Below are 26,064 nucleotides of genomic sequence, written 5' to 3'. Positions count from 1 at the left end.
ATGAAATTCATTGAAAAAAAAGAGGCTGGTAGCTGAATTTTGCATTCAGACTACCAACCCCTCCTTTATTTATTTGATAACGAATTAGTCATTATCATCTGTCTCAAAGCTTGGTTCTTCAAGCTGAGACTTCTGCTCTGCCTCAAGGCGGCGGCGTTCAAGAATCTCGTTCATCTGAGCGTCAAGGTCACGGTCGCTGTCATCAAACAGCTTGATGTCCTTGTAATTCTTGATACCAGTACCAGCAGGAATCATGTGACCGATTGCAACGTTTTCCTTGATTCCGTGGAGTCCGTCTGTAGCACCAGAAATTGCAGCGTTTGTAAGAACGCGTGTTGTTTCCTGGAATGAAGCTGCAGAAATAAATGAGTCTACACCAAGAGAAGCCTTTGTAATACCCTGGAACATTGGGCGACCAACAGCTGGCTGTCCACCGGCAGCGATTACGCGCTCATTCTCTTCGTGGAACTTATATTTATCAACCTGCTGACCGAAGATGAACTTTGTATCTCCAACAGATACGATTTCAATCTTGCGGAGCATCTGACGTACGATAATACCGATATGCTTATCGTTGATGTCTACACCCTGCTGGCGGTAAACGTTCTGGATTTCATCCATAAGATAATTCTGAAGAGCGTTTTCACCGAGGATTGCAAGTACATCCTGTGGATTTGGAGATCCGGCACAAAGCATTTCACCAGCTTCTACCTTATCACCATCACGTACAAGCATACGCTTTGTCATTGGAACAAGGTGCTCGAACTTCTTACCATATTCATCAGTAATAGAAATTACGCGCTTTCCTTTGCGAACATCCTTAAACTCAACTGTACCAGAAATCTGTGCGAGTACACATGGATTCTTTGGTTTGCGAGCTTCGAAAAGTTCAGATACACGAGGAAGACCTCCAGTAATATCCTGAGACTTCTGTGCTTCCTTGTTCATCTTAGCAATCATATCACCGGCTTTTACTGGAGCCTTATCTTCTACGAGGAGGATGGCACCAGCTGGGAGGAAGTAGTTACCCTGTGGGTTACCAGCTTCATCGGTGATGATGATACGTGGCTGCTTAACATCAAGGTGAAGATCTGTGATGTAGCGTTCTGTTTTACCTGTCTGAAGGTCAACCTTCTCTTCAAGAGTAGAACCTACGATAACGTCTTCGAAGTGGATGTATCCGTCGCTTTCTGCAAGAATAGGCTCGATGAACTGTTCGAATTCACCAATAACTTCGCCCTTCTTAACCATAGCGCCAGCCTTTGTGAAGATTGTAGAACCGTTAGTGATTTCAATCTTCTGTTCCTTGCTGGTAATATAGATAACACCGTCACCCTTAATAACCTTACCGTTTACGCCTGCAACAACATCCTTACCTTTGTGCTTAAGGATTACGTCACCACGCATAAGGCTCTTTCCATCTTCAATAAGAAGTTCATCTTCTGGAGCGAACTTAACCTTGTCGAGAATACGGATAACAGTCATGAAACCTTTACGAGTAAAGAGCCACTTGTCTTTCTTTTCAACGTGTGTTCCTTCGATATTCTTAATGAATGCATCGAACTTAAGAACAATCTTGTTATCGTTTGTTGACATCTCAGCCGCACCACCCGAGTGGAAGGTACGAAGTGTAAGCTGTGTACCTGGCTGACCGATTGACTGAGCAGCGATAATACCAACTGCTTCACCAATTTCAACAATCTTATTACGTGCGAGGTTCTTACCATAACACTTAACACAAATACCGTGCTTAGCTTCACAAGTAAGAACTGTACGGAGTTTAACCTTTTCAACACCAGCAGCTTCAATCTTCTTAGCCATAGCTTCGTCGATGTACTGGTTTACATCGCAGATCAATTCACCCTTAGCGTTTACAACACGCTCAATTGTGTAATGACCTTCAATACGCTTGCTGAGAGGAACCTTAATTTCATCTCCCTCTTTGATAGCTGTGTAGTCAATACCGTTGATTGTACAGCAGTCTTCTTCGTTGATTACTACATCCTGAGCAACATCAACAAGACGACGTGTCATGTAACCGGCATCGGCTGTCTTAAGAGCAGTATCCGAAAGACCCTTACGAGAAGCGTTAGTTGAAATAAAGTATTCAATAACCGAAAGTCCCTCATAGAAGTTTGACTTAATAGGGAGTTCGATAATATCTCCGTTAGGCTTAGTCATCAAACCACGCATTGCGGCAAGCTGAGAAATCTGTCCACGAGAACCGCGGGCACCAGACTTAGCCATCATGTAGATTGTGTTAAAGCCCTGCTTATCTTTCTCAAGATTATCCATCATGAGGTTTGTAAGCTTTTCGTTAGTACGAGCCCAGATGTTGGTTACACGCTGATATCTTTCTTCTGCTGTAATAACACCCTTTCCGTACTGGTTAATAATATCTTCAACATCCTTGTTAGCCTGAGCCATGATTGCTGGCTTTTCATCAGGAACGAGGATATCCTTCATACAAAGTGTTGCACCATAGAATGTAGCGTTCTTGTAACCAACATCCTTGATTGCGTCGTGCATCTGGATTGTAAGCCAAGAGCCCTTTGTATGATATACGTGCTCAATCATCTTCTTCAAAGACTTATCGAACATCTGGCGGTTTACATATTCAATTTCTTCAGGCATTGCTTCGTTGAAAGCAAGACGTCCTGCTGAAGTTTCAATAAGATCACCCTTCTTGAAGACTTGAGTTCCACCAAGGAATCCGTCATCACCCTTAACCTTAAGAGCATCTGCATCGAATGAATCCTTTGGAGCTGGAACCTTAATAAGAGCCTGCCATTCAATAGCACCAAGTTCAGCAGCCATGCGTACTTCATCTGGTGTAGAGAAGCGCTTGCCTGTTCCCTTAGCATTAGGCTTGATAGCAGTCATATAGTAGATACCAAGTACCATGTCCTGAGATGGAGCAACGATTGTGTTACCGTTAGCTGGGTCAAGGAGGTTTCTCGCAGAAAGCATCAATGTCCAGCATTCCATCTGAGCAGCCTGTGTAAGTGGTACGTGGATAGCCATCTGGTCACCATCGAAGTCGGCGTTGAAAGCTTTACATGCGAGTGGGTGAAGCTTAAGAGCTTTTCCTTCTACAAGTACAGGTTCAAATGCCTGGATACCAAGACGGTGAAGGGTTGGCGCACGGTTCAACATAACTGGGTGCTCTTTAACTACTTCATCAAGAATTGCATATACTTCTGGAGACTCAGACTCTACAAGAGCCTTAGCCTTCTTAATATTAAATACTACGTCCTTGTCTACGAGCTTCTTCATAAGGAATGGCTTGAACAATTCAAGAGCCATCTTTGTAGGAAGACCGCACTGCCAGAGCTTCAATTCTGGTCCAACAACGATTACCGAACGTCCAGAGTAGTCAACACGCTTACCAAGAAGGTTCAAGCGGAAACGACCCTGCTTACCTTTGAGGAGGTCAGAAATTGACTTAAGAGGGCGGTTTGAAGCACCCTTAACTGCACGCTTTCTCTTTGTATTGTCGAACAATGCATCAACTGCTTCCTGAAGCATACGCTTTTCGTTGCGGATGATGATGTCTGGAGCAGAAAGCTGCTGCAATCTCTTAAGACGGTTATTACGGTTAATAACACGGCGGTAGAGATCGTTGAGGTCAGAAGTTGCGAAACGTCCACCATCGAGCTGTACCATTGGACGAAGCTCAGGAGGAATAACTGGAATTACATCCAGAATCATCCATGAAACTTTGTTTCCAGAAGCGCGGAAGTTTTCAACGATTTCAATACGGCGGAGAAGTCTCTTGTCAGACTTAGCACCCTTTTCAATCATCTTTGCGCGGAGCTCTGCAGCAAGTTCGTCGAGATCAAGGCGCTCAAGCATAGTCTTGATAGCCTCGGCACCCATATCTGCTGTGAAAGCAGAACCTGCATAGTGCTCAAGTGCTTCCTGATATTCTTCTTCTGTAAGGAGCTGTCCCTTCTTAAGGTCAGTATCTCCTGCATCAATTACGATATATTTTTCGTAGTACAAAACCGAACGGAGAGCAGCAACCTGAAGGTCGAGCAAAAGACCCATACGGCTTGGAACTGAACGGTAATACCAGATGTGGCTTACTGGAGCTGCAAGTTCAATGTGTCCTGTACGTTCACGGCGAACTTTGAAGTGAGTAACTTCAACACCACAGCGGTCACAAATTACACCCTTATAACGGATAGACTTGAACTTACCGCAGTAGCATTCCCATTCCTTAGTTGTACCGAAAATTCTTTCACAGAAAAGACCGTCTTTCTCTGGGCGGAGAGTTCTGTAGTTTATAGTCTCAGGCTTTTTTACCTCACCGTAAGACCATGAACGAATGGTCTCTGGAGAAGCCAGTTTAATCTTTAAGCTGTCAAAATCCTGTACATCACGCATTTGCATCCTCCTTATCAAATCCGGAAGCGTTCTTGTCAATCAGTTCCTGATCACGTTCTGTGAGGGCAATCTGCTTACCCTTTGCATCATAGATTGTGAAGTCAAGAGCCAAACCACGGAGTTCCTGTACCAATACGTTGAATGATTCTGGAATTCCGATTGGAGATGAAGGATCGCCCTTAACGATAGATTCGTAAATCTTAGAACGTCCACTCATATCATCTGACTTAATTGTCATCATTTCCTGGAGTGTGTTAGCAGCACCGTAAGCTTCGAGTGCCCAAACCTCCATTTCTCCAAGACGCTGACCACCAAACTGTGCCTTACCACCAAGAGGCTGCTGTGTAACGAGAGAGTAAGGACCAGTAGAACGAGCATGCATCTTGTCATCAACAAGGTGATGAAGCTTCATATAATAGATAACACCAACGAAAATAGGGTTTACGAAAGGTTCACCAGTACGTCCGTCGTGTACAATCTGTTTACAATCTGTAGAAATCTTAAGACCTGTACCTGCAACTGCCTTGTTAGCCTCTTCAAGTTTAGCTTCAATCATCTTCTGAGAAGGTGATTCGAATACTGGAACTTCGAAGAACTGGTTAAGGTACTTACCAGCAATACCAAGTTCAGACTCAAGAATCTGACCGATGTTCATTCGGGAAGGTACACCAAGTGGGTTCAAACAAACGTCGAGTGGAGTACCATCTTCGAGATATGGCATGTCTTCAACTGGGAGAATACGAGAAACAACACCCTTGTTTCCGTGGCGTCCGGCCATCTTATCACCTTCACGAAGCTTACGCTTGTTAGCAATAAGAACCTTTACAACCTTGTCTACACCAGGGAGAAGATCGTCACCTTCGAGGCGGCTCATCTGCTGGATATCAATTACAACACCTTCAATTCCGTGTGGAACGCGAAGAGAAGAATCACGAACTTCCTTAGCCTTCTCACCGAAGATTGAGTTCAAAAGCTTGAACTCTGGAGTTGTTTCAGTTTCTGATTTTGGAGTAACCTTACCAACAAGGATATCTCCAGAACGAACCTTAGCACCAATACGGATGATACCTTCTGAGTCAAGGTTAGCAAGAGCTTTCTCGGCTGTATTAGGAATATCACGTGTAATGCGCTCTGGTCCGAGCTTTGTTTCGCGGATTTCAATCTGGAACTCTTTAATATGGATAGATGTATACATATCCTCGCGAACAACGCGCTGAGAAATAAGTACGGCATCCTCATAGTTATAACCATTCCAAGGTACGAATCCTACGAGAATATTGCGTCCGAGAGCGAGCTCTCCGTTGAATGTTGCTGGTCCGTCAGCAAGAACATCACCGGCCTTAACCTTTTCACCAACATTAACTGTAGGGCGCTGGTGGTTACATGTATCATTGTTAGTTCTCTGATACTTCAAGAGGCTGTATTCATCAACTGCCTTAGAACCATCAACCTTTACCTTAATAAGTTCACTTGAAACGTAGATAACTTCACCGTCGTGCTTAGCCTTGATAAGAACACCAGAGTCATAAGCACACTTTCTTTCCATACCAGTTCCAACGTATGGTGGTTCTGGGAAAAGAAGAGGTACAGCCTGACGCTGCATGTTACAACCCATGAGCGCACGGTTAGCATCGTCATGCTCAAGGAATGGAATCAAAGAAGCAGATACAGAAATTACCTGACGTGGAGAAACGTCGATGTACTGTACATCCTTTGGAGAACGCTGAGTATAGTTACCACGGTTACGGCAAGAAATTGTTTCAGTTGGGAAAGAACCATCTTTCTTCATACCTTCAACAACCTGACCAATGTAGTACTTATCCTCATCCATAGCTGAAAGGTATTCAACTTCGTTTGTAGCCTTTCCGTTTACAACCTTGCGGTATGGAGCTTCAAGGAATCCGTAGTCGTTGATGCGTGTATACATAGCGAGAGATACGATAAGACCGATGTTCGGACCTTCAGGAGTCTCGATAGGACACATGCGTCCGTAGTGTGAATAGTGTACGTCACGAACTTCGAAACCAGCGCGGTCACGTGAAAGACCACCAGGTCCGAGAGCGTTAAGACGACGTTTATGTGTAAGTTCAGCCAGAGGGTTAATCTGATCCATGAACTGTGAAAGCTGAGATGAACCAAAGAACTCTTTGATAGCAGCTACGATAGGTTTGATAGAAATCAAATCCTGTGGCTTCATTGTATCAGTTTCTTTGAGACTCATTCTTTCCTTAGCAATGCGTTCCATTCTTGCAAATGCAGACTTAAGCTGATTTGTCATCAACTCGCCTACAGAACGGATACGGCGGTTTCCAAGGTGGTCAATATCATCAATCTGTTCTTCACCAATGTAAACCTTGATAAGGAACTTCATTGTGTTGATGATATCATCCTTAATAAGAGTAAAGTCTTTTACATCATCTGAGTAGTCGAACTTCTTGTTGAGCTTGTAGCGACCAACACGACCAAGGTCATAGCGGCGCTCAGAGAAGAACAATGAGTTGAGGTCTTTTTCAGCCTGTTCAACTGTCATTGGCTCACCTGGCTGCAAGATTGCATATACAGCTGCGAGACAGTCTTCCTTAGTTGGTTCGTTATCTACAGAACCTTCTTTTACAAACTTAACTTCCTCACGTTCGAAACAGTTGATAATCATCTGTGAATCAAGAGAAGTATTCTTTTCATCACTATTAGAATTGCTGCGTGTATCAAAGCGGATTACGCAGATTTCTTCGATTTTGTTTGCAATGAGGTCGTCAATGTCATGTGGGTGAAGTCTAACACCGGCATTGAAAAGTCTCTTTTCGTTACCTTCTTCATCCTTAATGAGAACTGCAGAAGCAAGAACCTTGTCTACAAGTTCATCACCCTTTACAACCTTTACGTCTTCTACATCGTAGAAGCAGCGGATAATTTCTTCACGTGTTGAATAGCCAAGTGCGCGAAGGAAAATTGTACCAAGAATCTTCTTTTTGCGGTCAATCTTTGCAAAAATAAGCTCTTTTTTCTGGTCAATTTCGAATTCAAGCCAAGATCCGCGGTAAGGAATGATACGGCTTGAGTATACACCTTTGTCGTGGCAGAAAATAACGCCAGGCGAACGGTGAATCTGGGAAACAACTACGCGCTCTGCTCCGTTGATAACAAATGTACCACGGTCTGTCATAAGCGGAATGTCGCCCATATAAATATCTTTCTGAAGAATTGCTCCAGTCTGAAGGAAATTCAAATTGATACGGGCTTTCAAAGGAACTGAGTAAGTAAGTCCCTTCTGCTTGCACTGCAACTCGGTGAACTTTTGGTTCTCCCAGTCGAGCTCATAAAACTCATACTCCAATGACATATCGCCGTTAGGACTTTCGATAGGGAATGTTGAAGTAAATACGTCCTGAAGCCCCTGATTAAGGACTTCTCTGTGTTCTTTCAGTGCTTCTGACTGAAGGAAATCATCATACGATTTTGTCTGGATTGCGATAAGATCAGGAACATCCATAGCATGCTGGATGGCCTTTCCATAATTCTGACGGTTGATTGTTCGAGTCTTTGCGAACATCAGATCCCCCTGATGATATTGTGTTTCGGATTGTAGACTGCTACATGCTGGAAACTCCGCACAGCACAGAAAACCCCGATTAAATAAATGCCATAAATACGACTAAAGGGGATACCCGACACTTTTACATGTCAGGCATCCCCTATAGATAAATTGTCAGATTATTCTGACTTATTTCTTGCTAGCCTTTCCACCAGCTTCTTCGATCTTCTTGATCATTTCGTCAGCGTCAGCCTTGCTTACGCCTTCCTTAAGAGCCTTTGGAGCACCTTCTACGAGTGCCTTAGCTTCACCAAGTCCGAGACCTGTGATTTCGCGAACAGCCTTGATTACTGGAATCTTCTTTGCTGCGTCGAATGATTCGAGAGTTACTGTGAACTCTGTCTGCTCTTCGCCACCAGCTGCTGCTCCGCCTGCTGCTGCAGGACCTGCTGCTACGGCTACGGCTGCTGTTACGCCGAATTTTTCTTCCATTGCTTTTACGAGTTCTGAAACTTCAAGAACTGACATAGATGCGATTGCATCAAGAATCTGATCATTTGTGAGAGCTGCCATATTGTCTTCTCCACTATAAATTAGTTATATTTTCCACCCGGTAGGTGGCAGCAGATTTAGTTCAACTGAACCGTTCTGCATTTAGCACCGACAGTCGACAGCTATGAAGCCTGACAGTGCTTTTTTGTACAAAAATTAGTTTGCACCTTCTGCAGCTTTTTTGTCTGCGTAAGCCTTCAATGTAGCGGCAAGCTTCTGAGCTGGACCGTTCATTGCAGACATAAGCATAGCAATAAGCTGGTTTCTTCCAGGAACCTTTGAGTAAGCCTCAATCTTAGCCTGGTCGTAGATTTCGTTAGCAATGCTAGCACCCTTTACAGAAAGAGCTGGAGCATCTTTAGCGAAGTCAAAAAGTACTTTTGCAACTTCGTTAGAATCTTCTTTTGCCATTGCAACTACTGTAGGACCTTTGAGGTAGTCAGCAACATTTTCTACTTTCATTTCCTCAAAAGCGATACGTGCAAAGTTGTTCTTTACAACTTTAAGAACAGCATTCTTCTCACGAAGTTTATCTCTAAGAGCAGTAATCTGCTCTACTGTAAGACCGCGATAATCAGCGAAAATGAAGTCGCTGTAATCAGCAAATGTCTTTTTTGCGTTTTCAATAGCCTCAGCCTTAGCTGGCTGAATTTTCTTTGCTCTTACTGCCATTATTCGCCTTCCTTATAGTCAACCCATACGCCTGGGCCCATAGATGAACTTACAGAAACAGACTTTACAAAACCAGCAGCTGCACCAACAGGCTTCTTCTTGCTTACTTCAGAAAGAAGAGTGTTTACGTTAGCAACAAGCTTATCTGTATCCATAGAACACTTACCAACAGCAATGTGTACGATACCAGTCTTATCAGCACGGAACTCTGTACGACCCTTCTTGAGTTCTGCAACAGCCTGAGCTACGTTAGGAGTTACAGTACCAGTCTTAGGGTTAGGCATCAAACCTTTGCGTCCAAGAACCATACCAAGACGACCTACGTCTTTCATCATATCAGGTGTAGCAACGGCAACGTCGAAGTCCAACCAGCCTTCCTTTACCTTTTCGATATATTCTTCACCTGCGAAAGCAGCACCAGCATCAAGAGCTTCCTTTACCTTGTCTCCCTTACAGAAAACGAGAACTTTCTTTTCACCCTTGAACTGATTTGGGAATACCAATGTATCACGTACAGTAGCATTTTTCTCAAGACGAAGTACTACGTGAGCTTCTACAGTCTCATCGAAGTTAGCAAACTTCATGTCCTGAACCATTTTACAAGCTGAAGCTACATCATATTTCTTTGAAAGATCATACTTTGCAGCAGCTGCGTTATATTTCTTTCCATGTTTCATATTACTGCTCCACCTCTACACCCATACTGCGTGCAGTACCGGCAATGATTTTCTTTGCTGCTTCGATATCGTTAGCATTGATATCTGGCATCTTTGTCTTTGCGATTTCTTCCAGGTCTTTCTTAGAAAGAGTTGCAACCTTGTTAAGAAGAGGATTTCCTGAACCCTTGTCGAGTTTACAAGCCTTCTTAATAAGAACTGCTGCTGGAGGAGTTTTAAGAATGAATGTGTAAGATTTGTCCTGATATACTGTAATTACTACAGGGATTACAAGACCTTTTTCCATTGACTTAGTTCGATCATTGAATTCCTGAACGAACTTTGGAGCTGAAACTCCGTGAGGTCCAAGAGCTGGTCCAATTGGAGGAGCTGGTGTTGCTGCTCCTGCAGGACACTGCAATTTGATCACGGCAGTTACTTTCTTTGTAGCCATTTTATTTCTCCCAATGTTGGTGTGAAAGCTTCATATAGAAGTCTTTCTAACGAAACGCCTATGTCCAACGGACCTGCGCCTCTCCCAAAAACAGGATAAGTTGGTTTGTATTTGGGATACAAACCCCTGAATTTGCTAAATATAAATAGTAAAGAACTTAGGCTTTTTCAGCCTGAAGGAAGCTTACCTCTACTGGAGTTGGACGTCCAAAAATCTGAACCTCAACACTAAGCTTCTCTTTTTCCATATTGATTTCTTTTACAGTACCAGTGAATGATGCAAATGGACCGTCAGCAATTTTAACAACATCGCCAACATTGAATGACTGACGTACACGAACCTGCTTATCACCCTTAATAACACCAGACTTCTGGAGAAGATTCATAGCTTCGTCTTTAGTGATAGGCATAGGACGATTTGAACGACTTACATTTCCAACAAAACCAGTAACACCCTGGATCTTGTAAAGCTTAGCACATGTATCTTTCCAGCCAATTTCTGGAAGATCCATTTCAAGCATAATATAACCAGGGAGGAATTTGTTAGAGCGAGTTCTCTTCTTGCCGTCTTTAATTTCGACAACTTCTTCAACAGGAACTCTAACATCAATAATTACTTCAGGATCAATACCTGCATTTTTGTCGGTTGGAAATTTTTCAAGAAGGGATTTAATTGTACGTTCAATCTTTCCTTCATAACCAGTGTAAGTATGAAGAATGTACCAGTTCTTAGACATCTTTCTGTCCTATTTCATCAAGATACGGAACAATGCAGTAAAGCCAAGATCAAGTAATCCAAGTACTAAAGCTACAATAATTGTAGAGATGATAACAACTTTAATTGAAGAAATTACATCATCTTTAGTAGGCCATACAACCTTCTTCAATTCTGCTCTGCTTTCTTTAAAAAACTGAATTACCTTAGCCATAATACCTTTCCTTTATAAAATCAGGGCAGGCAGGATTTGAACCCACGACAGGCGGTTTTGGAGACCGCTGCTCTACCAGCTGAACTACTGCCCTATATATCTAAACCGACCGAAGCCGGATAAATATCAAAAATTATTTTGCTTTTGTTTCTTTGTGAAGAATGCTCTTCTTGCACCATGGACAATACTTATTCTTCTCAAGTTTGCCTGTGATGTTCTTGCGGTTCTTGTAAGTAGTATAATTCTTTCTCTTACACTCTGTGCACTGCAAAGCGATAATTTCAACAGCACCTTTCTTCTTGCTTCCCATATTTAACTCCTAAATATATTCGCTCAAAAAATTTTCAATTTCAAAAGCCCACGTGCAGAATCGGACTGCAGACCTCCACATTACCGATGTGGTGCTCTACCAACTGAGCTACGGGGGCATCATGCAGTATTCCACACTAACTCATAGAAAACATGCGTTCTACGAATATAAACTAAGAAATAATTTTAGTCAATAAAATTCTTCACGAATTTATAAAAATTCACCTGAATTTTCGATAAATTTTATAACTTTTATTTATATAAACCTATAATATATATAGATAGAATATTTTACTTTTCTATGATATTATTTATCATCATTTAAAACAATGGGGTTTTCTATGAATATTGATATGCTGATAGATGGAATTCTTGATTCCTATGACCGCTATGGACTCATTAACCGAAACCATACAGAAGATTTTCCAAACAGACAGAATGTAGTTTCTATTCTTTCTGATATTCAGACTGTAATTTTTCCAGGTTTTAAGACTGCAGAAGATATTGATTCAGTAAATATCCGTTACATTACAGGACAGAAAGTAAACAATATAATCGCTAATCTGACACGCGAAATTCAGAAGGCATTGATTTATACAAAGGCCCAGACCTGCACACATGACGAAATCAATAATATTGCAGAATCACATTGTTTTAAGCTGGCTGAAAAAACAGCTATTGCATTAATAGAAGAAATACCAGAAATCCGCCGCAAGATTCAGCTTGATGTAGTTGCAACTTTTAATGGAGACCCTGCAGCAAGAAGTAATGAGGAAGTAGTTCTTTCTTATCCTGGTCTGGAAGCAATCCTTGTATACCGCATTGCACACTTCCTTTATGAAAACGGAGTACCTATTATTCCTCGTATTATGAGTGAGCATGTTCACGGTAAAACTGGTATTGATATTCATCCGGGCGCAACTATCGGTGAATCTTTCTTTATAGATCACGGAACCGGTGTTGTTATTGGCGAAACCTGTATTATTGGAACAAATGTTAAGATTTATCAGGGTGTAACACTTGGTGCTTTAAGCGTTAAAAAGAACCTTCAGAATAAAAAGAGACACCCTACTATAGAAGATGATGTAACTATTTACGCAAACGCAACAATTCTCGGCGGCGAAACAATTATTGGCCGTGGTTCAACTATTGGCGGTAACACCTGGGTTACAGAGAGTGTTCCGGCCGGATCGGTTATTACACAGGGGTAAAAGATAACAATGGTTTCGATACGCCCCTGTGGGGCTACTCAACCACCGAAGTTAAAAAAAACAAGGTTCCCAGACAGTAACACTAAAAGGGAACCTTGCCGTCCAGCGTTGCTGGACATCGGAGAGAGTTTATCAGCTTATTTACAAGCTGACTTTAATATAATACCATCTTATTTAGATGTCAATAGATTTGTGAAAATTTCACAAATAATTTCTTCAAAATCCGACCGAATGAGGTACTATGACAAAAAAAAGTGGATCTGTAAGCTACAGATGTTCTAACTGCGGTTATACACAGCCAAGATGGCTTGGCCGCTGCCCTGAATGCGGAGAATGGAACTCCCTCGAAGAAATCATAATCGATAAAAACAATATTTCTCCCGCCGGAAGAGGCTCAGAAGCTGTTGAAAAACAAAAACCAGTTGGTCTAGCGTCGGTAAAAGCACAGGAAAACAGCCGTCTTTCTACCGGAATAGACGAGTTTGACCGGGTTTTAGGAGGCGGAGCCACAAAACGTTCTGCAATTTTACTTGGCGGAGAGCCAGGAATCGGTAAATCTACACTGCTTTTACAGACATCAGCCAGTGTTGCACACTCTGGAGCGGTAGTTTTGTATATAAGCGGAGAGGAATCAGCCGCACAGATCAAAGAAAGAGCTGACCGCCTGGAACTTTCCTGCAATGGCATCAGTATTTTGTGCACTTCACGTCTGGAAGACTCTTTAGATGCCTTAGATTCACTGAATCCAGCCTTTGTAATTATAGATTCTATCCAGACAATATACAGCGCAGAAGCCGGAATTATCCCTGGAACAGTAAATCAGCTTAAATATTGTGCTAATGAGTTCATTTCATGGGCAAAAGAACGGGATACAGTGCTTATTATGACCGCCCATGTGACTAAAGAAGGTACAATTGCCGGTCCAAAGTCGCTTGAACACATGGTAGACACAGTAATTTCGTTCGAACGCAACGCAGATGACATAAGATTCCTTCATGCACAGAAAAACCGCTTTGGTTCAGTGGATGAAATAGGTATTTTCAGCATGAGTGAGAAGGGATTAGCCCCAGTTTTGAACCCGGCATCCCTGTTTTTAACCCAGAGAAAGGAAAATCAACCTGCAGGAGTGGCCTGTACACCAGTTTTTGAGGGTAGCAGAGTGTTCTTAGTAGAGATTCAGGCCCTTACAGTACCCGCAAAAGCCAGTGTTTCCCGCATTTACAGCGAAAAAATTGATTCTGGAAGAGTTGCCAGGGTAGCAGCCGTCATTGAAAAGCGTTGCGGCCTATGTTTTTCCGACCAGGACATATACGTAAACGTTGCCGGCGGCATTAAATTAAGCGAAAGTGCCATAGATGCCGCCTTAGCCGCAGCTCTTTATTCTGCCAGAACTGATATAGCCGTCAAAAATGGCACTGCAGTATTCGGAGAATTAAGCCTTGCCGGTGAAATCCGCCCGGTTACAAAGGCAAAACAAAGAGCCAAAGCCGCTGAAAGCCTAGGTTTTACCCAGATTATTGCCCCAGATAGTGATTCTGCCAAGGGAATTTCGGACATTAAGACTCTGATTAAAACCATTTTCCGTTAAATGTGAGTAGATTTGTCTGTAAGTGTGTCATTTTATCTGCAAGAATCGTGTCAATTTGACACACTGAGTAGTGAATATAAAAGCTGATAGACACGGCGAAGACGGAATCCAAAGGACACTCGTAGCATTTTTGCAGACTTGCATAAGAAAAAAAGCAGTTTTCGAACAGAAAACTGCTTTTTTATTCCCCAAAAATGCGCTGCGTGTCCTTTGGGTTACGTCGTAGCCGTGGCTATCAGCTTTTATATTCAAAGATCTCTGTTTTTGTCAACTTGGCACACTTATTGCTATATATACAGTGTAAGCTGTTAGCTTACGGCATAAACTAAATCAAATATAAGAGGTATAGATATGAACGAACTTTCATTTATTGATTCACTTTTTAATGACATGATGGGTAACACACCAAGTGTTATGTATTCTGCAAACGCTCCTCGTGTTGACGTAAAAGAGGAAGACAACGCTTACACTTTGGAAATGGAATTGCCTGGCCGTACAGAGAAAGACGTAAATATCGAGCTTGACCATGACAATTTGACCATTGCCTCTAAAACAGAAGAGACAAAGGAATCCAAAGAAGATAAGAAAGACAAGAAGTCTAAGTACATCCTTAAGGAGCGCAGATGCACAAGCTTTGAGCGACGCTTTAGTTTGCCGGCTGATGTTGATGCTGAGTCAATTAAGGCTAACTTTAAGAATGGTATTTTGACAATCAATATGGCAAAGAAAGCTATTGCAGCTCCAAAGCATATTGCAATTGAAGCATGCTAAGGTTGTTGAAAAACAATTGCTCCCATAGAAAAAGCCCTTGTGAAACGTGATAATGTTTCACAAGGGCTTTTTCTATTCCGCAACTGGTTTTCAAAAATCACAGTTGAACCAATTGCAATATGTTTTGGGTATTAACAAAATCTCGTCACCCCGAACTTGTTTCGTGGTCTATTTTAAATATCTTTTAGGATTTTTCCGAAGTGTACTAAGTAATCTATGAAAGAAGCGTAGCTTAAGATTACGCAGATGGCGAAGAGGGCGAAACCGCAGCCCTGAAGGATGTTGAAGAAGGATGGAACAACATCGAGGCGAACAAGAATCTCAAGGAAGATTCCATAGAACTCAGCTACGATGTACATTACAGTCTTAAACTTACCACCTTTTCTTGCGGCAATTGCTGTTCCCTGCTTTGCTGCTACCATACGAAGGAAGTTCTGAGAGAACTCTCTAAGCATAATCAAAACAAAGAATAAAACCGGCATATAAGAAAGGCCGATTTTTACTGAATGCATAAGACAGATAAATCCGGTAAGATGCAGTACAACATCTGCAAACGGATCAAACAGCTTTCCAAAATCACTTACTTCATTATGTTTTCTTGCGTAATGACCGTCTAAATAGTCAGTGAACTCTGCAAAAACAAGCAGAGGAACCGCAATTAACAAGGATACCTTAGTACCAAAACCTGTCCAGATTGGAATGAAATACAATAAGAAGAAAATTGGTGCAAAAATAATGCGAGTAAAAGTAAACTTGTTAGATAGTTTCATAAGAAATATTATCTACATTATAGAAAAGAAAGTCAAGTTCACTGAAATGTCTTGAAGTCGTGGATAATACTTACTGCGGACTTGGCATCGTAGCCGGGCATTTCTTCGCGGATAATCTGGAGAGCCTGCTCTACAACGGCTGGCGAATCAGAAACTCCGTGGAGAACTACTGTATTTCCCTGGATTGATGCGTGCATAAACTCAATATTGAGCTTACGTTCCATAGAAAGCTTATTCACAACAGTCTGGGCCTTAAGAAGATCTTCAATTATCTTATTACCCTCTTCTTCCTGCTTAACAGTAACCTTCTTTTCTACAAGACATGCAATTATATCTACGGCCTGTTCAAGACTGAGCAAACCTGTATTGAGAACTGCATGATAGTTTACAGGATCATTAATATCGACATTATAGAAGCTTGAGTGAAAGCCTGCTCTGTTTGCATCGCTTTCCTGAATGCGCTGAAGTGCCTGTTTTTCGTCCCAGTTGAACTCCTTGCGAAGACGTTCAATACGGGTCTGCTCGTCTGCAATAAGACGTACAGAGATATTATTAGGCACATTCTGAAGAACTGCAAAGGCACCACGGCCAATGATTACAACATTCTTCTTTTCTGCAGCCTCAAGAATGGCATACTGTGCGTAATTTAAGTATTCATCACGGTCTTTTGTAAGGGAAGCAAAGAATCCAGGCTTGCGTTCATCGAATTTAGGCATTTTGTTCTCTGGAAAACCAAGCTCCACAATGCGCTTTTCAATCTCTTTTCTTGTGATGAACTTATAACCGAGTCTTTTTGCGAGCTCGCCAGCTACTTCATCGCCCAATGCTGCTACCTGTCTAGAAAATGTAATAATTGCCATAAGATCACCTCTCAAAAATAAGATTTCGAATTAAAAAGATATTTTCAATAAACCCGTTTAATTCTATAATAATGATAAATCGAGATTTTGAATCTGTCAAAAAGTTACGGAGTTTTTTTATGAAAAATTATTTTTCACCTGAAGATGAAAAACTTAAATGGAAGGAAGGAGAGCCCGAAGCTCTTTTGAAAACAGTTGTATGCACAATTACCAAACGACACAACGTTTCTTCCGACGGTACTGAAGGTGACTATATTATAATGGATGCTCCAGACTGGGTTATTGTTATTGCAGAACTTAATGAAAACTTTCTGATGGTTAAACAGTGGCGCCACGGAGAAGCCGCATTGAGCGTTGAGTTTCCTGGCGGAGTTATTGATAAGGGAGAAGAACCGGAACAGGCTGCACGCCGCGAACTGGAAGAAGAAACCGGATACAAGGCCGGAAAGCTTACTAAGATTGGAACTGTAAATCCTAACCCTGCCCTATTTAGTAACCACGTGCATTTTTATCTTGCACAGGATCTTGTGGCAACAGGAAAACAGAATCTTGATGATGATGAATTTATAAACTGTATGGAAATGTCTAAAAAAGAAGTTCTGGATGGAATGGGTACAGAGGCTTTCCCACATGCGATTATGGGAATGGCGCTGTCGCTGTATATTAAACACAACGGTGGACGGATATAAAAAAAACGGTGGTTTCGACAAGCTCAACCACCGTTTCGATTATAGCCTTATTTACCGTAAGTTTCGTATTCCTTTTTAGGATCGTAAGTGCCTTTGCGGTATTCGCCGGTAAGGCTTGGAATCTTCATCTTCATACCAGGGTGGATGAGGTTTGGATCCTCAGGCTTTGGCATGTTGTTTTTGTTTGCCTGATAAAGATTTTCCCAAAGCAATGGGTTGTTGTAAACATAAGGACGACCAGAAATATTCCAGTAACAGTCTTTTGTTTCTGCCCAAGGCTTTACGATATAGAACTCTGGAAGAGGAGTAACTTCTCTGATTCCGTCGAGAGCTGCGAGAGAAGCCTTTGCATACGCATTAGCATTTTCGAAGTCTTCATCATCAAAAGAAGTTTCTGCTTTCTCAAGGTTATCTTTTGCAGATGTATATGCCATTGGGAAAGTATTTGGAGCATCAATCTTTTCTGCCCACGCAATCTGATTCTTAGCAAGCTTGATGTTGTTCTCTGCTTCACCGCGAGCCATCATCATTCTGATATATGCTTCTGAAAGAGCAGCGTTTTCTTCTGCCTTCTTTGAATATTCAACTGCATCATCATACTGACCTGCATCAAGTGCAATTTCAGCCTTCTTTGTATACTCGTCTGCGAGCTTCTGGAAAGTGTTGTTCTTGTAACTTACTGCGAATACAGAAGCTGCAAGTAATGCTGTTAATAATACAGAAATAATCTTTTTCATAATTACTTAGCCTCCGATTCATCAATATCATCTTCAAGCTCTTCAGCAATATCAGCTTCGGCATCTTCAGGATCTTCGTAGTCATCTGCTTCAAGGAGAACAGCATCTTCATCTTCAATACCTTCAACCTGTTCTGTGATTGGAGCCTTGACATCTGCTTCTTCAGCAAACTTTTCACTTTCTGCTACACGCTTCTTTGCTTCTTCAATTGCAGCCTGAGCAGCAGCACGTTTTGCTGCAACATCCTGATAAAGGTATGTGAACTTAACGTTTGCGTCCTTGTACTTTTCTGCAGCTTTCTTTGCGTTCTGCATTGAGTAGAGAGAGTCGCCAGACTGAATAAGGTCTGCAGCTTCGTTGTATTCTGTTTTGCGTGCAACACCAGCTTTTACACTGTCGGCATTTTTCTTTGCTTCCATTGCAGCTTCGCGTTCTTCTTTAGCAATCTTCTTGTAAGCAACGTTGATTACTGTGTTGAACTCTTTAAGAGCATTTTCAGCATTTACAAAAACAGACTTATCAAAATCATCAGAACCAGAATCGAATGCTGCGTCTACTTTAGCAAGGTTATCAACACCTCTGTCGTAGTTGTTCTGTGCATAAGATGCATAGTCGTTATCATCAATTTCTTTCTTTGCTTCTAGAGCAGAACTGTAATTTGCAAGAAGATTATATCTGTCGATAATTGATTTTGCTGCGCCTTCTGGATCATCGCTATCTTTAAGACCTGCGAGCAGGTAGTCAAGCTTGTTCATCTGATCTGGACAGTTTTTATCGGCACCAGCTTCAATAGCAGCTTGTCTTGCTTCATTAATCTGTTCCATAAGCTGTGCAAGTTTAGCAGCTTCTGAAAGACCTTCATCGGCAATATTTTCTGATAAATCTTCAACAGCTTCTGTTACATCTGGAGCCTCTGGGGCTGTTGTATCTTCTGCAGCAGGTTTTGAACCGCAGGAAATAAAGAACAGAAGAGTGAAAATAGAAAGAAGGGTTATATAAACTTTCTTCATATTTACCTCACGTTTAAGATATATATATAGTATAATTTTACTATATTATTTCTAATCTTACAACGATAATTTAAATAGATAAAAACATTTGAAGTCTGCGGTGGTTTCGACCCTTCGACTAGGCTCAGGGACCGCAGGCTCAACCACCGTATATGGAGGCATAAAATGGATGACTTCTCATTTAAGATTGAAAAGAATCTGGGAACTGTGGCTGAAGGAAAAGGGGGATGGAATCTTGAGCTGAACCTGGTTTCCTGGGGCGGAAGACCTGCTAAGTATGATTTGCGCAGCTGGTCGCCAGACCATCAGAAGATGGGAAAGGGATCTACATTTACGGAAGATGAAATTAAGGCTCTAAAAGATTTGTTGAATAAGATTGAGTTCTAATACGAAGACAACTGAGCGCCATTTTTGATTACTATTTCGTAAAGCATTTTTTGAAGTAACACATCCTCCATCTGAGCTCCGCCGGAGCGAATCTCCATGTCGGTAGAGGCAAGCACCGCAAGGATAGCTGCCGTATGTTTTAACTCCCACACTTTAGCCGCACTTCTATATTGTTTCTGAAGCATAGTCTGTGGAATAGCAGCTTCACCACGTTTATGCCAGTCCTCAAGTTTTCTAAAGCAGGAAGCAAGACCTGCAATAATCATTACAGAAGAGTTTTCTTTTGAAAGTCTGATTTTCTGAAGAATCTGAAGACCTTTTTCCAAACGTACTGGAGCAGGATCTGCACTGTTAGCAAGCTCACGGAAAAGGCTGAATGCATTTTCTTCGCGGCTGTGAGTAAGAACAGAATCGACATCTGCTTCTGTAATTTCGTGGTCTTTTGGAAAGAGAACAAAAAAGCGTGAACATTCAGCCGCAAGCGACTGAGTATTATTTTCAATTAATTCAAGAATCAGTTTTGCCGCACTCTGTTCAATGCGGTAACCGTTTTTACTGAAATAACTTGTTACCCAAGGAAGCTTGTCGCTTTCAAACATTTCCCAGAACTTTTTACGGTTTGGTGTTGGAACAAGTTTTTCAAGCTTTGAATCTACAGCAACTTCATCAGAAATAAGAATAAGGATTGCAGAAGGATCTGGATTTTGCAGCCAGTCTGCAATCATCTGAATCTCATCTTTCTTTTTAATAAGCTCAGCATTACGGCAGACAACACAAACTCCATCAGAGAAAAGAGTACCACTTTGAAGAATAGTCATTACTTCGCTGAGAGGAGTTTCGAGAAGATAAAAAGAATGTTCATCAATTACACCGAACTGTTTTTTGTGCGCAGCCTTTACTGCATCTACAGCTTCATTGCGTTTACCAAATTCAGGACCGGTGTAAAGATAGATAGGACTAATTGCTGCCATGTATATTAACGACCGTTAGTAAGTTTATGTTTTAGTAAGTTCTTACGATATTAGCAAGGATTCCAACAATGCGAACATCTGTGCAATAAATTGCCTGGAACTGGGGATTCTCCGGCTGAAGACGGATTCTTTCTGCTTCCTTGTAATAGCGCTTAAGAGTAATTGCATCATCAATAACGGCAACAATAATCTGGCCGTCCTGAGCAGTTGAAGCCTGCTCTACAACAGCAAGGTCACCGTCTAAGATGCCGGCATTAATCATACTCTGGCCACGAACGCGCAAAGCAAAATAGCTTTTACCAGGACGTACAAAAGGCTCTGTAAGATTTACATAGCCATCAAGATTTTCTTCACTTAAAAGAGGTTTGCCTGCAGCAACAGTTCCAAGAAGTGGTACCTTGCTGATATAAGTTTCTGGTTCCTTATCGCGGCAATCTGAGAGGACACGAATTGAACGGGCCTTTTTCTGGCTCTGAGAAAGGAAGCCTTTTTTCTGAAGTGCCAGAATATGATCCTGAACAGCGCGCAGAGAAATTCCAAAATGTTCACTGATATCACGAACTGTTGGAGGATAAGAATTTTCTTCAGTATAAGACGAAATAAAATTTAAAACTTCTTTCTGACGATCTGTAATGCCTCTCATTTTTAACCTCCTGATTTTTTATTAGTCTTCTTCGAAGCGGCTGTTAAAAAGCTCCTCGATTACAGAAGCGGCTTCTGATTCATCTGGACCAACAACCTGCATTGTGAGCTGAGTATTGTAACCCGCACCCATTGCAATTACACCCATAATAGATTTTGCATTTACAGTTGCTCCATCACGAGTGAGAGTAATTTCGCTTTCAAACTTGTTTGAAGTCTGAGCAATAATTGCAGCTGGTCTTGCGTGAATACCTGCTCTGTTCTGAACTGTTAAAATCTTTTCAATCATATCCCTTTCCTTGGCAGCCTTCTGCCTTATGATCTATTTTTAGTAAGAATCATCATTACCGTTATAAACGGCCTGCGCTTCTCCAGTTTCAATCCATTTAAGAACATTCTGATTGAAGTCCTTAGCAGAGTTATATCCCATATTCTTAAGACGCTCGTTCATAGCGGCAGCCTCAATAATAATAGGAAGGTTTCGACCCGGACGAACCGGAATCTCAAGTACAGGAACTTTAACTCCTAAAAGCTCCTTATATTTCTGCTCTGTTCCAAGACGGTCATAAGCCTTGGCAGAGTTCCAGTCTTCAAGTTGAACAATAAGTTGAACTTCCTTCTGATCACGGATGGCACCAACACCATAAAGCTGAGAGATGTTGATGATACCAAGACCACGAATTTCCATATGGTGGCTGATAACAGAGTTTGCACCGCGTCCAAGAATGATGTTTCCGTTTACACAGCGGATTTCAATAATATCATCTGCTACAAGGCGGTGACCACGTTCTACAAGCTCAAGGGCAGTTTCACTTTTACCAACTCCGGAGTGACCCGAAAGCAAAATACCAATACCGTAAACTTCAACAAGAACGCCGTGCAGAGTCTGACGTGGAGCAAACTGATTTGCAAATACACGGATAATACGGTTAGAAAATTCTGTAGAAGTAAGACTTGTTTGAAGAAGCGGACAATAGCTTTCTTCAGCAATCTTACGGAAATCTTCTGTAGGCTCAAGATTGTAAGTGAAAATACAGCAAGGCATTTGAGAGCGGAAGAAGTTTCTGATTGAATCGGTATTTTTTTCTTTGTGAAGCTTTTGAAGATAAGCAGTTTCACCGCGACCAAAAACCTGAACACGGTTACTGGCAAAAGATTCGTAGAATCCCGAAAGCGCAAGGCCTGGTCTGTTTAATTCAGGTACTGTAATTGCACGAGGTAAACCGCGACGGCCGGCGATACACTTTAAATCAAGGGCATCGTGTCCCGAAAGTTCGAGGTCAAGCAAATCCAGAACTGTGAATTTCTTATCTGCCATATAGTTTACTATACACAGTTTAAGATATTTTAGCAATACTACGATGATTTTTTCTAAATCTAAATTTGTTTTTTCGCAAAACCCGTGTTACTATTATGGTGATGAGTTAATCATCTGTCTGCGTATGCAGGCGCTACAATACTTACAGCCGAAGTAAAGTAATTTACTTCCCCGAGGAGACTACTATGACACCATCAATTACCGCAGTAGGATTTACACTTCAACCAAAGCAGTCTGAAATGATTGAATCAAAGCTTAAGAGAATTGCTTATGCTGATGATCTGATTGTAGATTTACTTATAAAGGTTAAACAGGATAAAGCCTACATTTTTGATACAACTATAAACTTTAAATGGGGAACATCTGCTCACGTTTCTGGTGATGATTTTGATTTCGGTGCAGCATTGAACAAAATGATGGATGTACTTGATAACAAGATCAAGAAGGAAAAGGACAAGGTTCAGGGCAAATAGTTCTACCTTTTATACGAGTTTTTTAAACCTAGTTGGGCGCGATATTTTGCTACCGTACGGCGGGCAATTTTCGCGCCCTTCTTATTTAACAGCTCGGTTAGTTCGCGGTCGGAGAGATTTTGATTTTCGGGGCGGCTAAGTATAGCCTGCATTTTTTGTTTGATTCTTTCTGAGGAAATCTGGCGCTGGCCGTCGCTGCTGGAAACACCGGAAGTAAAAAAGTACCACGCCGGGAACAGTCCCCATTCAGTCTGAATAAATTTTCTGCCGGAGCGCGCGGTTGTGCGGGACACGGTGGACTCGTGGATTCCAAGCTCGTTTGCAATTGAACGGCGGGTAAGAACGGCAAGGTGACCTGGCCCCTTAAGGAAAAAGTTTTTCTGAGCGGCTACAATTGCGCAGCCCTGCTCTACTATCGTAGATTCACGGAATTGCAGGGAATTAATTAAAGCCTGTGCCTTGGCAACGTTTTCACGGTCAAGCTTAAAGTCCGGCGAAATGCGGATCTCGGGAAGCGCACCAGAGGCATATTTAATCTGAAAGTGGCAGTCATTATTGCAGGAAACGACGCCGCGGCTGAAGTCGTCGGTGGCAGGGCCAGGTTCGCGTGTCACGGTGAGTACAACGTCTGGCTGAGAAGTGTCGGGGCTGGCTTCGCTGTTGTAGCCCTGGGCCGGGTGCGGGTTCAGGGAAAGGATAAACTTTAGCGCGGACGCGGCGGTGGCTTCTGTGAGCGGGAGGGTGTCGAGCGCGGTCTGAGAAGCAAAAGCTTTTTTGTGCCAGGCGTCTCTAAAGTCTATGAGCTTGCGGCAGATTTTTGCAGGCTCCGGCGGGTTCAGAAAATCAAGATGACCATCAAGAATAAAAATAGCAAGCGGATCTGCCTCTTCTGAAAGCTGTGCCTGAATCAAAAGACTTTCTTCTGGAGTACGGCAGCAGGTTCCAACAGGATCAAGCGACTGAACAATTTTTAAGCAGCGTTCCAAAAGCTGTTTTTCTGCAGCAGGATTTTTTCTTGGCAAAAAAGATTCAGGTGAAAGCATCGAGCCATAAAATCCATTTTTATCAAGATTATAAATAAGGCGTGTACAAAGATCATTTTCTTCATCAGAAATCTTCATTGAATTTAACTGATGTAAAAGATGCGCCTGAAGCGTCTCCCCATAATCTTCCTGATTTTCCAGAATCTGCTGATAAGAATCAGAAGCCTGCGAATTAGCATAGTGAGATGAATAGCGGTTATTGTCTGCCTCTCGCACAATTTCAATTGCAGGGTTTTCTCCAGCGGCACGATAAATTTCTTCGCGCAAATCTTCATTACCCATTGCCAGATAATTCAATGCGGTAATCTGAACCTGAGAGAGACGCTGAATCTGTTTTTGAACCTGCTTTTGATTCTGAGACAGAGAATTACTCATCTTTTTGATTATAGCATAAAAGGCTTTCAAACTGTATACTTGCAAATATGAAAAAGATTGAAGAATACGGAATCCGCATACCGGAAATCCTCTTGCCCAAAAACATTGATGTATCGAGCTGGTCTGTAATTGCTTGCGATCAGTACACACAGGACCTTGATTACTGGAAACGCGCCGAGGCCGCTGCTGCCGGTAAGCCTTCCACATTGAATCTGATTTTGCCAGAAGTTTATCTGAACTCTCCTGATAAACCTGCCAGAATTGAAAAAATCAGAAAAACAATGAAAGAATATCTTGATAGCGGGGTCTTCGCTGAACCTCGAAATTGCATGATATATATAGAAAGAAAAACAGCATTTGGACGCACCCGCAAGGGTCTTGTTGCCCAGATTGACCTTGAGACCTATGAATGGAAGCCATTCAGCAAGGCAAATATCCGCGCCACAGAAGCTACAATCGTAGAGCGCATTCCTCCACGTATGGAGATTCGTCGCGGAGCTCCTCTTGAACTCCCACACATTATGCTGCTTGTAAATGATAAGGAAGATATTCTTGTTGGTGGAACCGGCAACGCTGTAAAAGCAAAAGCCCCTCTTTATGATGGCCAGCTGATGTGTAACGGCGGTTCAATCACAGGCTGGGCTGTAGAAAGCGAAGCTGAGATTGCAGGAGTAACAGAAGCAGTTTCTAAGATTGCAGATGCAAACCGTGCGGCAGATGGTTCTACCTTCCTTTTTGCAGTAGGAGACGGAAACCACTCTCTGGCAACAGCAAAGGCTGTTTGGGATGAACACAAGGCAAAACTTATTGAAGGTGGAGCTGATGAGGCTGCATTGAAGGAATGCCCTGTACGTTATGCACTTGTTGAAATTGTAAACATTTACGACACAGGCCTTACCTTTGAGCCAATTCACCGCGTAATTTTTGACAGCGATGTTAAGAGTCTGATTTTGTATCTTGCAGATAAGCTTGGCGGAAATGTAAGCGAAGTTGCCGGAGCCGCTGAACTTGAAGCTGCAGTAAAGGCTTCTTCTGCTGATTTTGGATTTGCCTATAAATTAGACGGATCACAAAAATACGTGCTTTTGGAAACTGATATTAAAGAGCTCGCAGTTGCAAGACTTCAGCCAGAGATTGATTCTTTCCTTAAGAGTTCAACAAAGATTGACGGAAAGGCTCCAGAAATTGATTACATTCACGGAAGCGAAGAAACTCTCAAACTCGGAGAGCGCGAAAATGCAGTTGGAATTCTTTTACCGCCAATTGCCAAAGACAGCTTCTTTGAAACAATCAACGGAAGAGGACCTCTCCCACGCAAGAGCTTTAGCATGGGCGAGGCCGACGAAAAACGCTTCTACCTCGAGTGCAGAAAACTGTTCTAGATTGTATTATCCTCGGGCTTTGAAGTGAAGTTGAAGTGCACCCCTAAAGTTGGACAAATAAAGTTCACTTTAGGAGGTGCTTTTTTTATGTCCAAATACTCAGAAGAGTTCAAACTAAAGATTGTCTTAGACTATATTGAAGAACATATAAGTCCAGAACAACAAGAAAAAGCATATGGAGTAAGTTCAAGTCAAATTAGACAGTGGATTGCCCAGTACAAATTAAATGGAAAATTTACAAAACCAACCCGACATTTTAGCGGAGAATTTAAGCTAAAAGTGCTAAACTATCAACAAGAGCATAATCTTTCAAATTTACAGGTTGCATTGCTTTTCGGTATTACA

At 42.0% G+C, this 26,064-nt stretch carries 26 protein-coding genes and 2 tRNA genes; 8 read left to right on the top strand and 20 right to left on the bottom strand.

Features of this window, described 5'->3' with window-relative positions; all coding sequences use genetic code 11:
* Positions 1-84: 84 nt before the first annotated feature.
* From rpoC to BM161_RS08375, 11 genes are all read right to left on the bottom strand, one after another.
* Positions 85-4,389, bottom strand: a complete 4,305-nt coding sequence (gene rpoC, locus BM161_RS08425) for a DNA-directed RNA polymerase subunit beta' (protein ID WP_074931666.1) — start codon at positions 4,387-4,389, stop codon at positions 85-87.
* Complete coding sequence (rpoB, locus tag BM161_RS08420; protein ID WP_074931663.1) at positions 4,382-7,939, bottom strand: DNA-directed RNA polymerase subunit beta; 3,558 nt, start codon at positions 7,937-7,939, stop codon at positions 4,382-4,384. The genes rpoC and rpoB overlap by 8 nt, the downstream gene beginning before the upstream one ends.
* Before the next feature lie 171 nt (positions 7,940-8,110).
* A complete protein-coding gene (gene rplL, locus BM161_RS08415; protein WP_074931660.1) occupies positions 8,111-8,494 on the bottom strand; it encodes a 50S ribosomal protein L7/L12 in 384 nt (127 codons plus the stop codon).
* A gap of 135 nt (positions 8,495-8,629) precedes the next feature.
* On the bottom strand, positions 8,630-9,145 hold the full coding sequence (rplJ, locus tag BM161_RS08410; RefSeq protein WP_074931657.1) for a 50S ribosomal protein L10: 516 nt from the start codon (positions 9,143-9,145) through the stop codon (positions 8,630-8,632).
* Positions 9,145-9,822, bottom strand: coding sequence for a 50S ribosomal protein L1 (gene rplA, locus BM161_RS08405; protein WP_074931654.1), 678 nt, complete (start codon positions 9,820-9,822; stop codon positions 9,145-9,147). Before rplA ends, rplJ begins: the two co-directional genes overlap by 1 nt.
* Position 9,823: 1 nt before the next feature.
* Complete coding sequence (gene rplK / locus BM161_RS08400) at positions 9,824-10,255, bottom strand: 50S ribosomal protein L11 (protein ID WP_074931651.1); 432 nt, start codon at positions 10,253-10,255, stop codon at positions 9,824-9,826.
* A 157-nt stretch (positions 10,256-10,412) separates the two neighbouring features.
* Positions 10,413-10,991, bottom strand: a complete 579-nt coding sequence (gene nusG / locus BM161_RS08395) for a transcription termination/antitermination protein NusG (RefSeq protein ID WP_074931648.1) — start codon at positions 10,989-10,991, stop codon at positions 10,413-10,415.
* A gap of 9 nt (positions 10,992-11,000) precedes the next feature.
* Entirely contained in the window at positions 11,001-11,183 is a 183-nt protein-coding gene (secE, locus tag BM161_RS08390; protein ID WP_074931644.1) for a preprotein translocase subunit SecE, read from the bottom strand.
* A 21-nt stretch (positions 11,184-11,204) separates the two neighbouring features.
* A tRNA-Trp gene (locus BM161_RS08385) sits at positions 11,205-11,277 on the bottom strand.
* Between the two features lie 39 nt (positions 11,278-11,316).
* Positions 11,317-11,493: a 50S ribosomal protein L33 gene (rpmG, locus tag BM161_RS08380; RefSeq protein WP_074641270.1), complete on the bottom strand. Its 177-nt coding sequence runs from the start codon at positions 11,491-11,493 to the stop codon at positions 11,317-11,319.
* 45 nt (positions 11,494-11,538) lie between these two features.
* Positions 11,539-11,611, bottom strand: a tRNA-Thr gene (locus BM161_RS08375).
* 222 nt (positions 11,612-11,833) lie between these two features.
* Between BM161_RS08375 and epsC the strand changes: the two genes are divergently transcribed.
* The 3 genes from epsC to BM161_RS08360 all read left to right on the top strand — a co-directional run bounded on the left by epsC (position 11,834) and on the right by BM161_RS08360 (position 15,062).
* Positions 11,834-12,703 (top strand): serine O-acetyltransferase EpsC, encoded by an 870-nt coding sequence (gene epsC, locus BM161_RS08370; protein WP_074931641.1) that lies wholly within the window; start codon positions 11,834-11,836, stop codon positions 12,701-12,703.
* A gap of 241 nt (positions 12,704-12,944) precedes the next feature.
* Positions 12,945-14,291, top strand: coding sequence for a DNA repair protein RadA (gene radA / locus BM161_RS08365; protein ID WP_074931638.1), 1,347 nt, complete (start codon positions 12,945-12,947; stop codon positions 14,289-14,291).
* 351 nt (positions 14,292-14,642) lie between these two features.
* A complete protein-coding gene (locus tag BM161_RS08360) occupies positions 14,643-15,062 on the top strand; it encodes an Hsp20/alpha crystallin family protein (protein WP_074931635.1) in 420 nt (139 codons plus the stop codon).
* Between the two features lie 173 nt (positions 15,063-15,235).
* Here the strand turns inward: BM161_RS08360 and pgsA are convergent, their stop codons facing one another.
* Complete coding sequence (gene pgsA, locus BM161_RS08355; protein WP_074931633.1) at positions 15,236-15,832, bottom strand: CDP-diacylglycerol--glycerol-3-phosphate 3-phosphatidyltransferase; 597 nt, start codon at positions 15,830-15,832, stop codon at positions 15,236-15,238.
* A 38-nt stretch (positions 15,833-15,870) separates the two neighbouring features.
* Positions 15,871-16,692 carry a cytidylate kinase-like family protein gene (locus BM161_RS08350; protein WP_074931630.1) on the bottom strand — a complete coding sequence of 274 codons (822 nt, stop codon included), beginning with the start codon at positions 16,690-16,692 and terminating at the stop codon, positions 15,871-15,873.
* A gap of 119 nt (positions 16,693-16,811) precedes the next feature.
* Here BM161_RS08350 and BM161_RS08345 point away from each other — a divergent pair, with 119 nt between their 5' ends.
* Entirely contained in the window at positions 16,812-17,381 is a 570-nt protein-coding gene (locus BM161_RS08345) for an NUDIX hydrolase (RefSeq protein WP_074931627.1), read from the top strand.
* 47 nt (positions 17,382-17,428) lie between these two features.
* Here BM161_RS08345 and BM161_RS08340 read toward each other — a convergent pair whose 3' ends face one another.
* Together BM161_RS08340 and BM161_RS08335 are read right to left on the bottom strand one after the other, a co-directional pair.
* Entirely contained in the window at positions 17,429-18,118 is a 690-nt protein-coding gene (locus BM161_RS08340; protein WP_074931624.1) for a LysM peptidoglycan-binding domain-containing protein, read from the bottom strand.
* Positions 18,119-18,120: 2 nt separating this feature from the next.
* Positions 18,121-19,128, bottom strand: coding sequence for a hypothetical protein (locus tag BM161_RS08335; protein WP_074931621.1), 1,008 nt, complete (start codon positions 19,126-19,128; stop codon positions 18,121-18,123).
* Between the two features lie 165 nt (positions 19,129-19,293).
* Here BM161_RS08335 and BM161_RS08330 point away from each other — a divergent pair, with 165 nt between their 5' ends.
* A complete protein-coding gene (locus tag BM161_RS08330; RefSeq protein WP_074931618.1) occupies positions 19,294-19,515 on the top strand; it encodes a YdbC family protein in 222 nt (73 codons plus the stop codon).
* Here the strand turns inward: BM161_RS08330 and holA are convergent.
* Genes holA through hprK form a run of 4 tightly spaced genes read right to left on the bottom strand, consistent with a single transcriptional unit; the run spans position 19,512 to position 22,446 of the window.
* The gene (gene holA / locus BM161_RS08325) at positions 19,512-20,486 is read right to left on the bottom strand and encodes a DNA polymerase III subunit delta (RefSeq protein WP_074931615.1); all 975 of its coding nucleotides are present in this window, start codon (positions 20,484-20,486) and stop codon (positions 19,512-19,514) included. The genes BM161_RS08330 and holA overlap by 4 nt on opposite strands.
* Positions 20,487-20,517: 31 nt before the next feature.
* Positions 20,518-21,129 (bottom strand): transcriptional repressor LexA, encoded by a 612-nt coding sequence (gene lexA / locus BM161_RS08320; RefSeq protein ID WP_074931612.1) that lies wholly within the window; start codon positions 21,127-21,129, stop codon positions 20,518-20,520.
* A 21-nt stretch (positions 21,130-21,150) separates the two neighbouring features.
* Positions 21,151-21,417 carry an HPr family phosphocarrier protein gene (locus BM161_RS08315; RefSeq protein ID WP_074641293.1) on the bottom strand — a complete coding sequence of 89 codons (267 nt, stop codon included), beginning with the start codon at positions 21,415-21,417 and terminating at the stop codon, positions 21,151-21,153.
* Positions 21,418-21,456: 39 nt separating this feature from the next.
* Entirely contained in the window at positions 21,457-22,446 is a 990-nt protein-coding gene (hprK, locus tag BM161_RS08310) for an HPr(Ser) kinase/phosphatase (protein ID WP_074931609.1), read from the bottom strand.
* A gap of 185 nt (positions 22,447-22,631) precedes the next feature.
* Here hprK and BM161_RS08305 point away from each other — a divergent pair, with 185 nt between their 5' ends.
* Positions 22,632-22,919 carry an HPF/RaiA family ribosome-associated protein gene (locus BM161_RS08305; RefSeq protein WP_074931606.1) on the top strand — a complete coding sequence of 96 codons (288 nt, stop codon included), beginning with the start codon at positions 22,632-22,634 and terminating at the stop codon, positions 22,917-22,919.
* A gap of 2 nt (positions 22,920-22,921) precedes the next feature.
* Here the strand turns inward: BM161_RS08305 and BM161_RS08300 are convergent, their stop codons facing one another.
* Entirely contained in the window at positions 22,922-24,337 is a 1,416-nt protein-coding gene (locus BM161_RS08300) for an RNA polymerase factor sigma-54 (RefSeq protein ID WP_143090525.1), read from the bottom strand.
* A gap of 47 nt (positions 24,338-24,384) precedes the next feature.
* On the opposite strand from BM161_RS08300, the gene BM161_RS08295 reads away from it, so the two are divergent.
* Together BM161_RS08295 and BM161_RS08290 are read left to right on the top strand one after the other, a co-directional pair.
* Entirely contained in the window at positions 24,385-25,719 is a 1,335-nt protein-coding gene (locus BM161_RS08295) for a DUF1015 domain-containing protein (RefSeq protein ID WP_074931598.1), read from the top strand.
* Positions 25,720-25,806: 87 nt separating this feature from the next.
* On the top strand, positions 25,807-26,064 hold a 258-nt coding region (locus tag BM161_RS08290; RefSeq protein ID WP_143090502.1), incomplete at its 3' end, for a transposase.

The sequence above is a fragment of the Treponema bryantii genome (assembly GCF_900113965.1).
Classification (GTDB): domain Bacteria; phylum Spirochaetota; class Spirochaetia; order Treponematales; family Treponemataceae; genus Treponema_D; species Treponema_D bryantii_A.
This window is presented reverse-complemented; position numbering and strand designations above follow the sequence as displayed.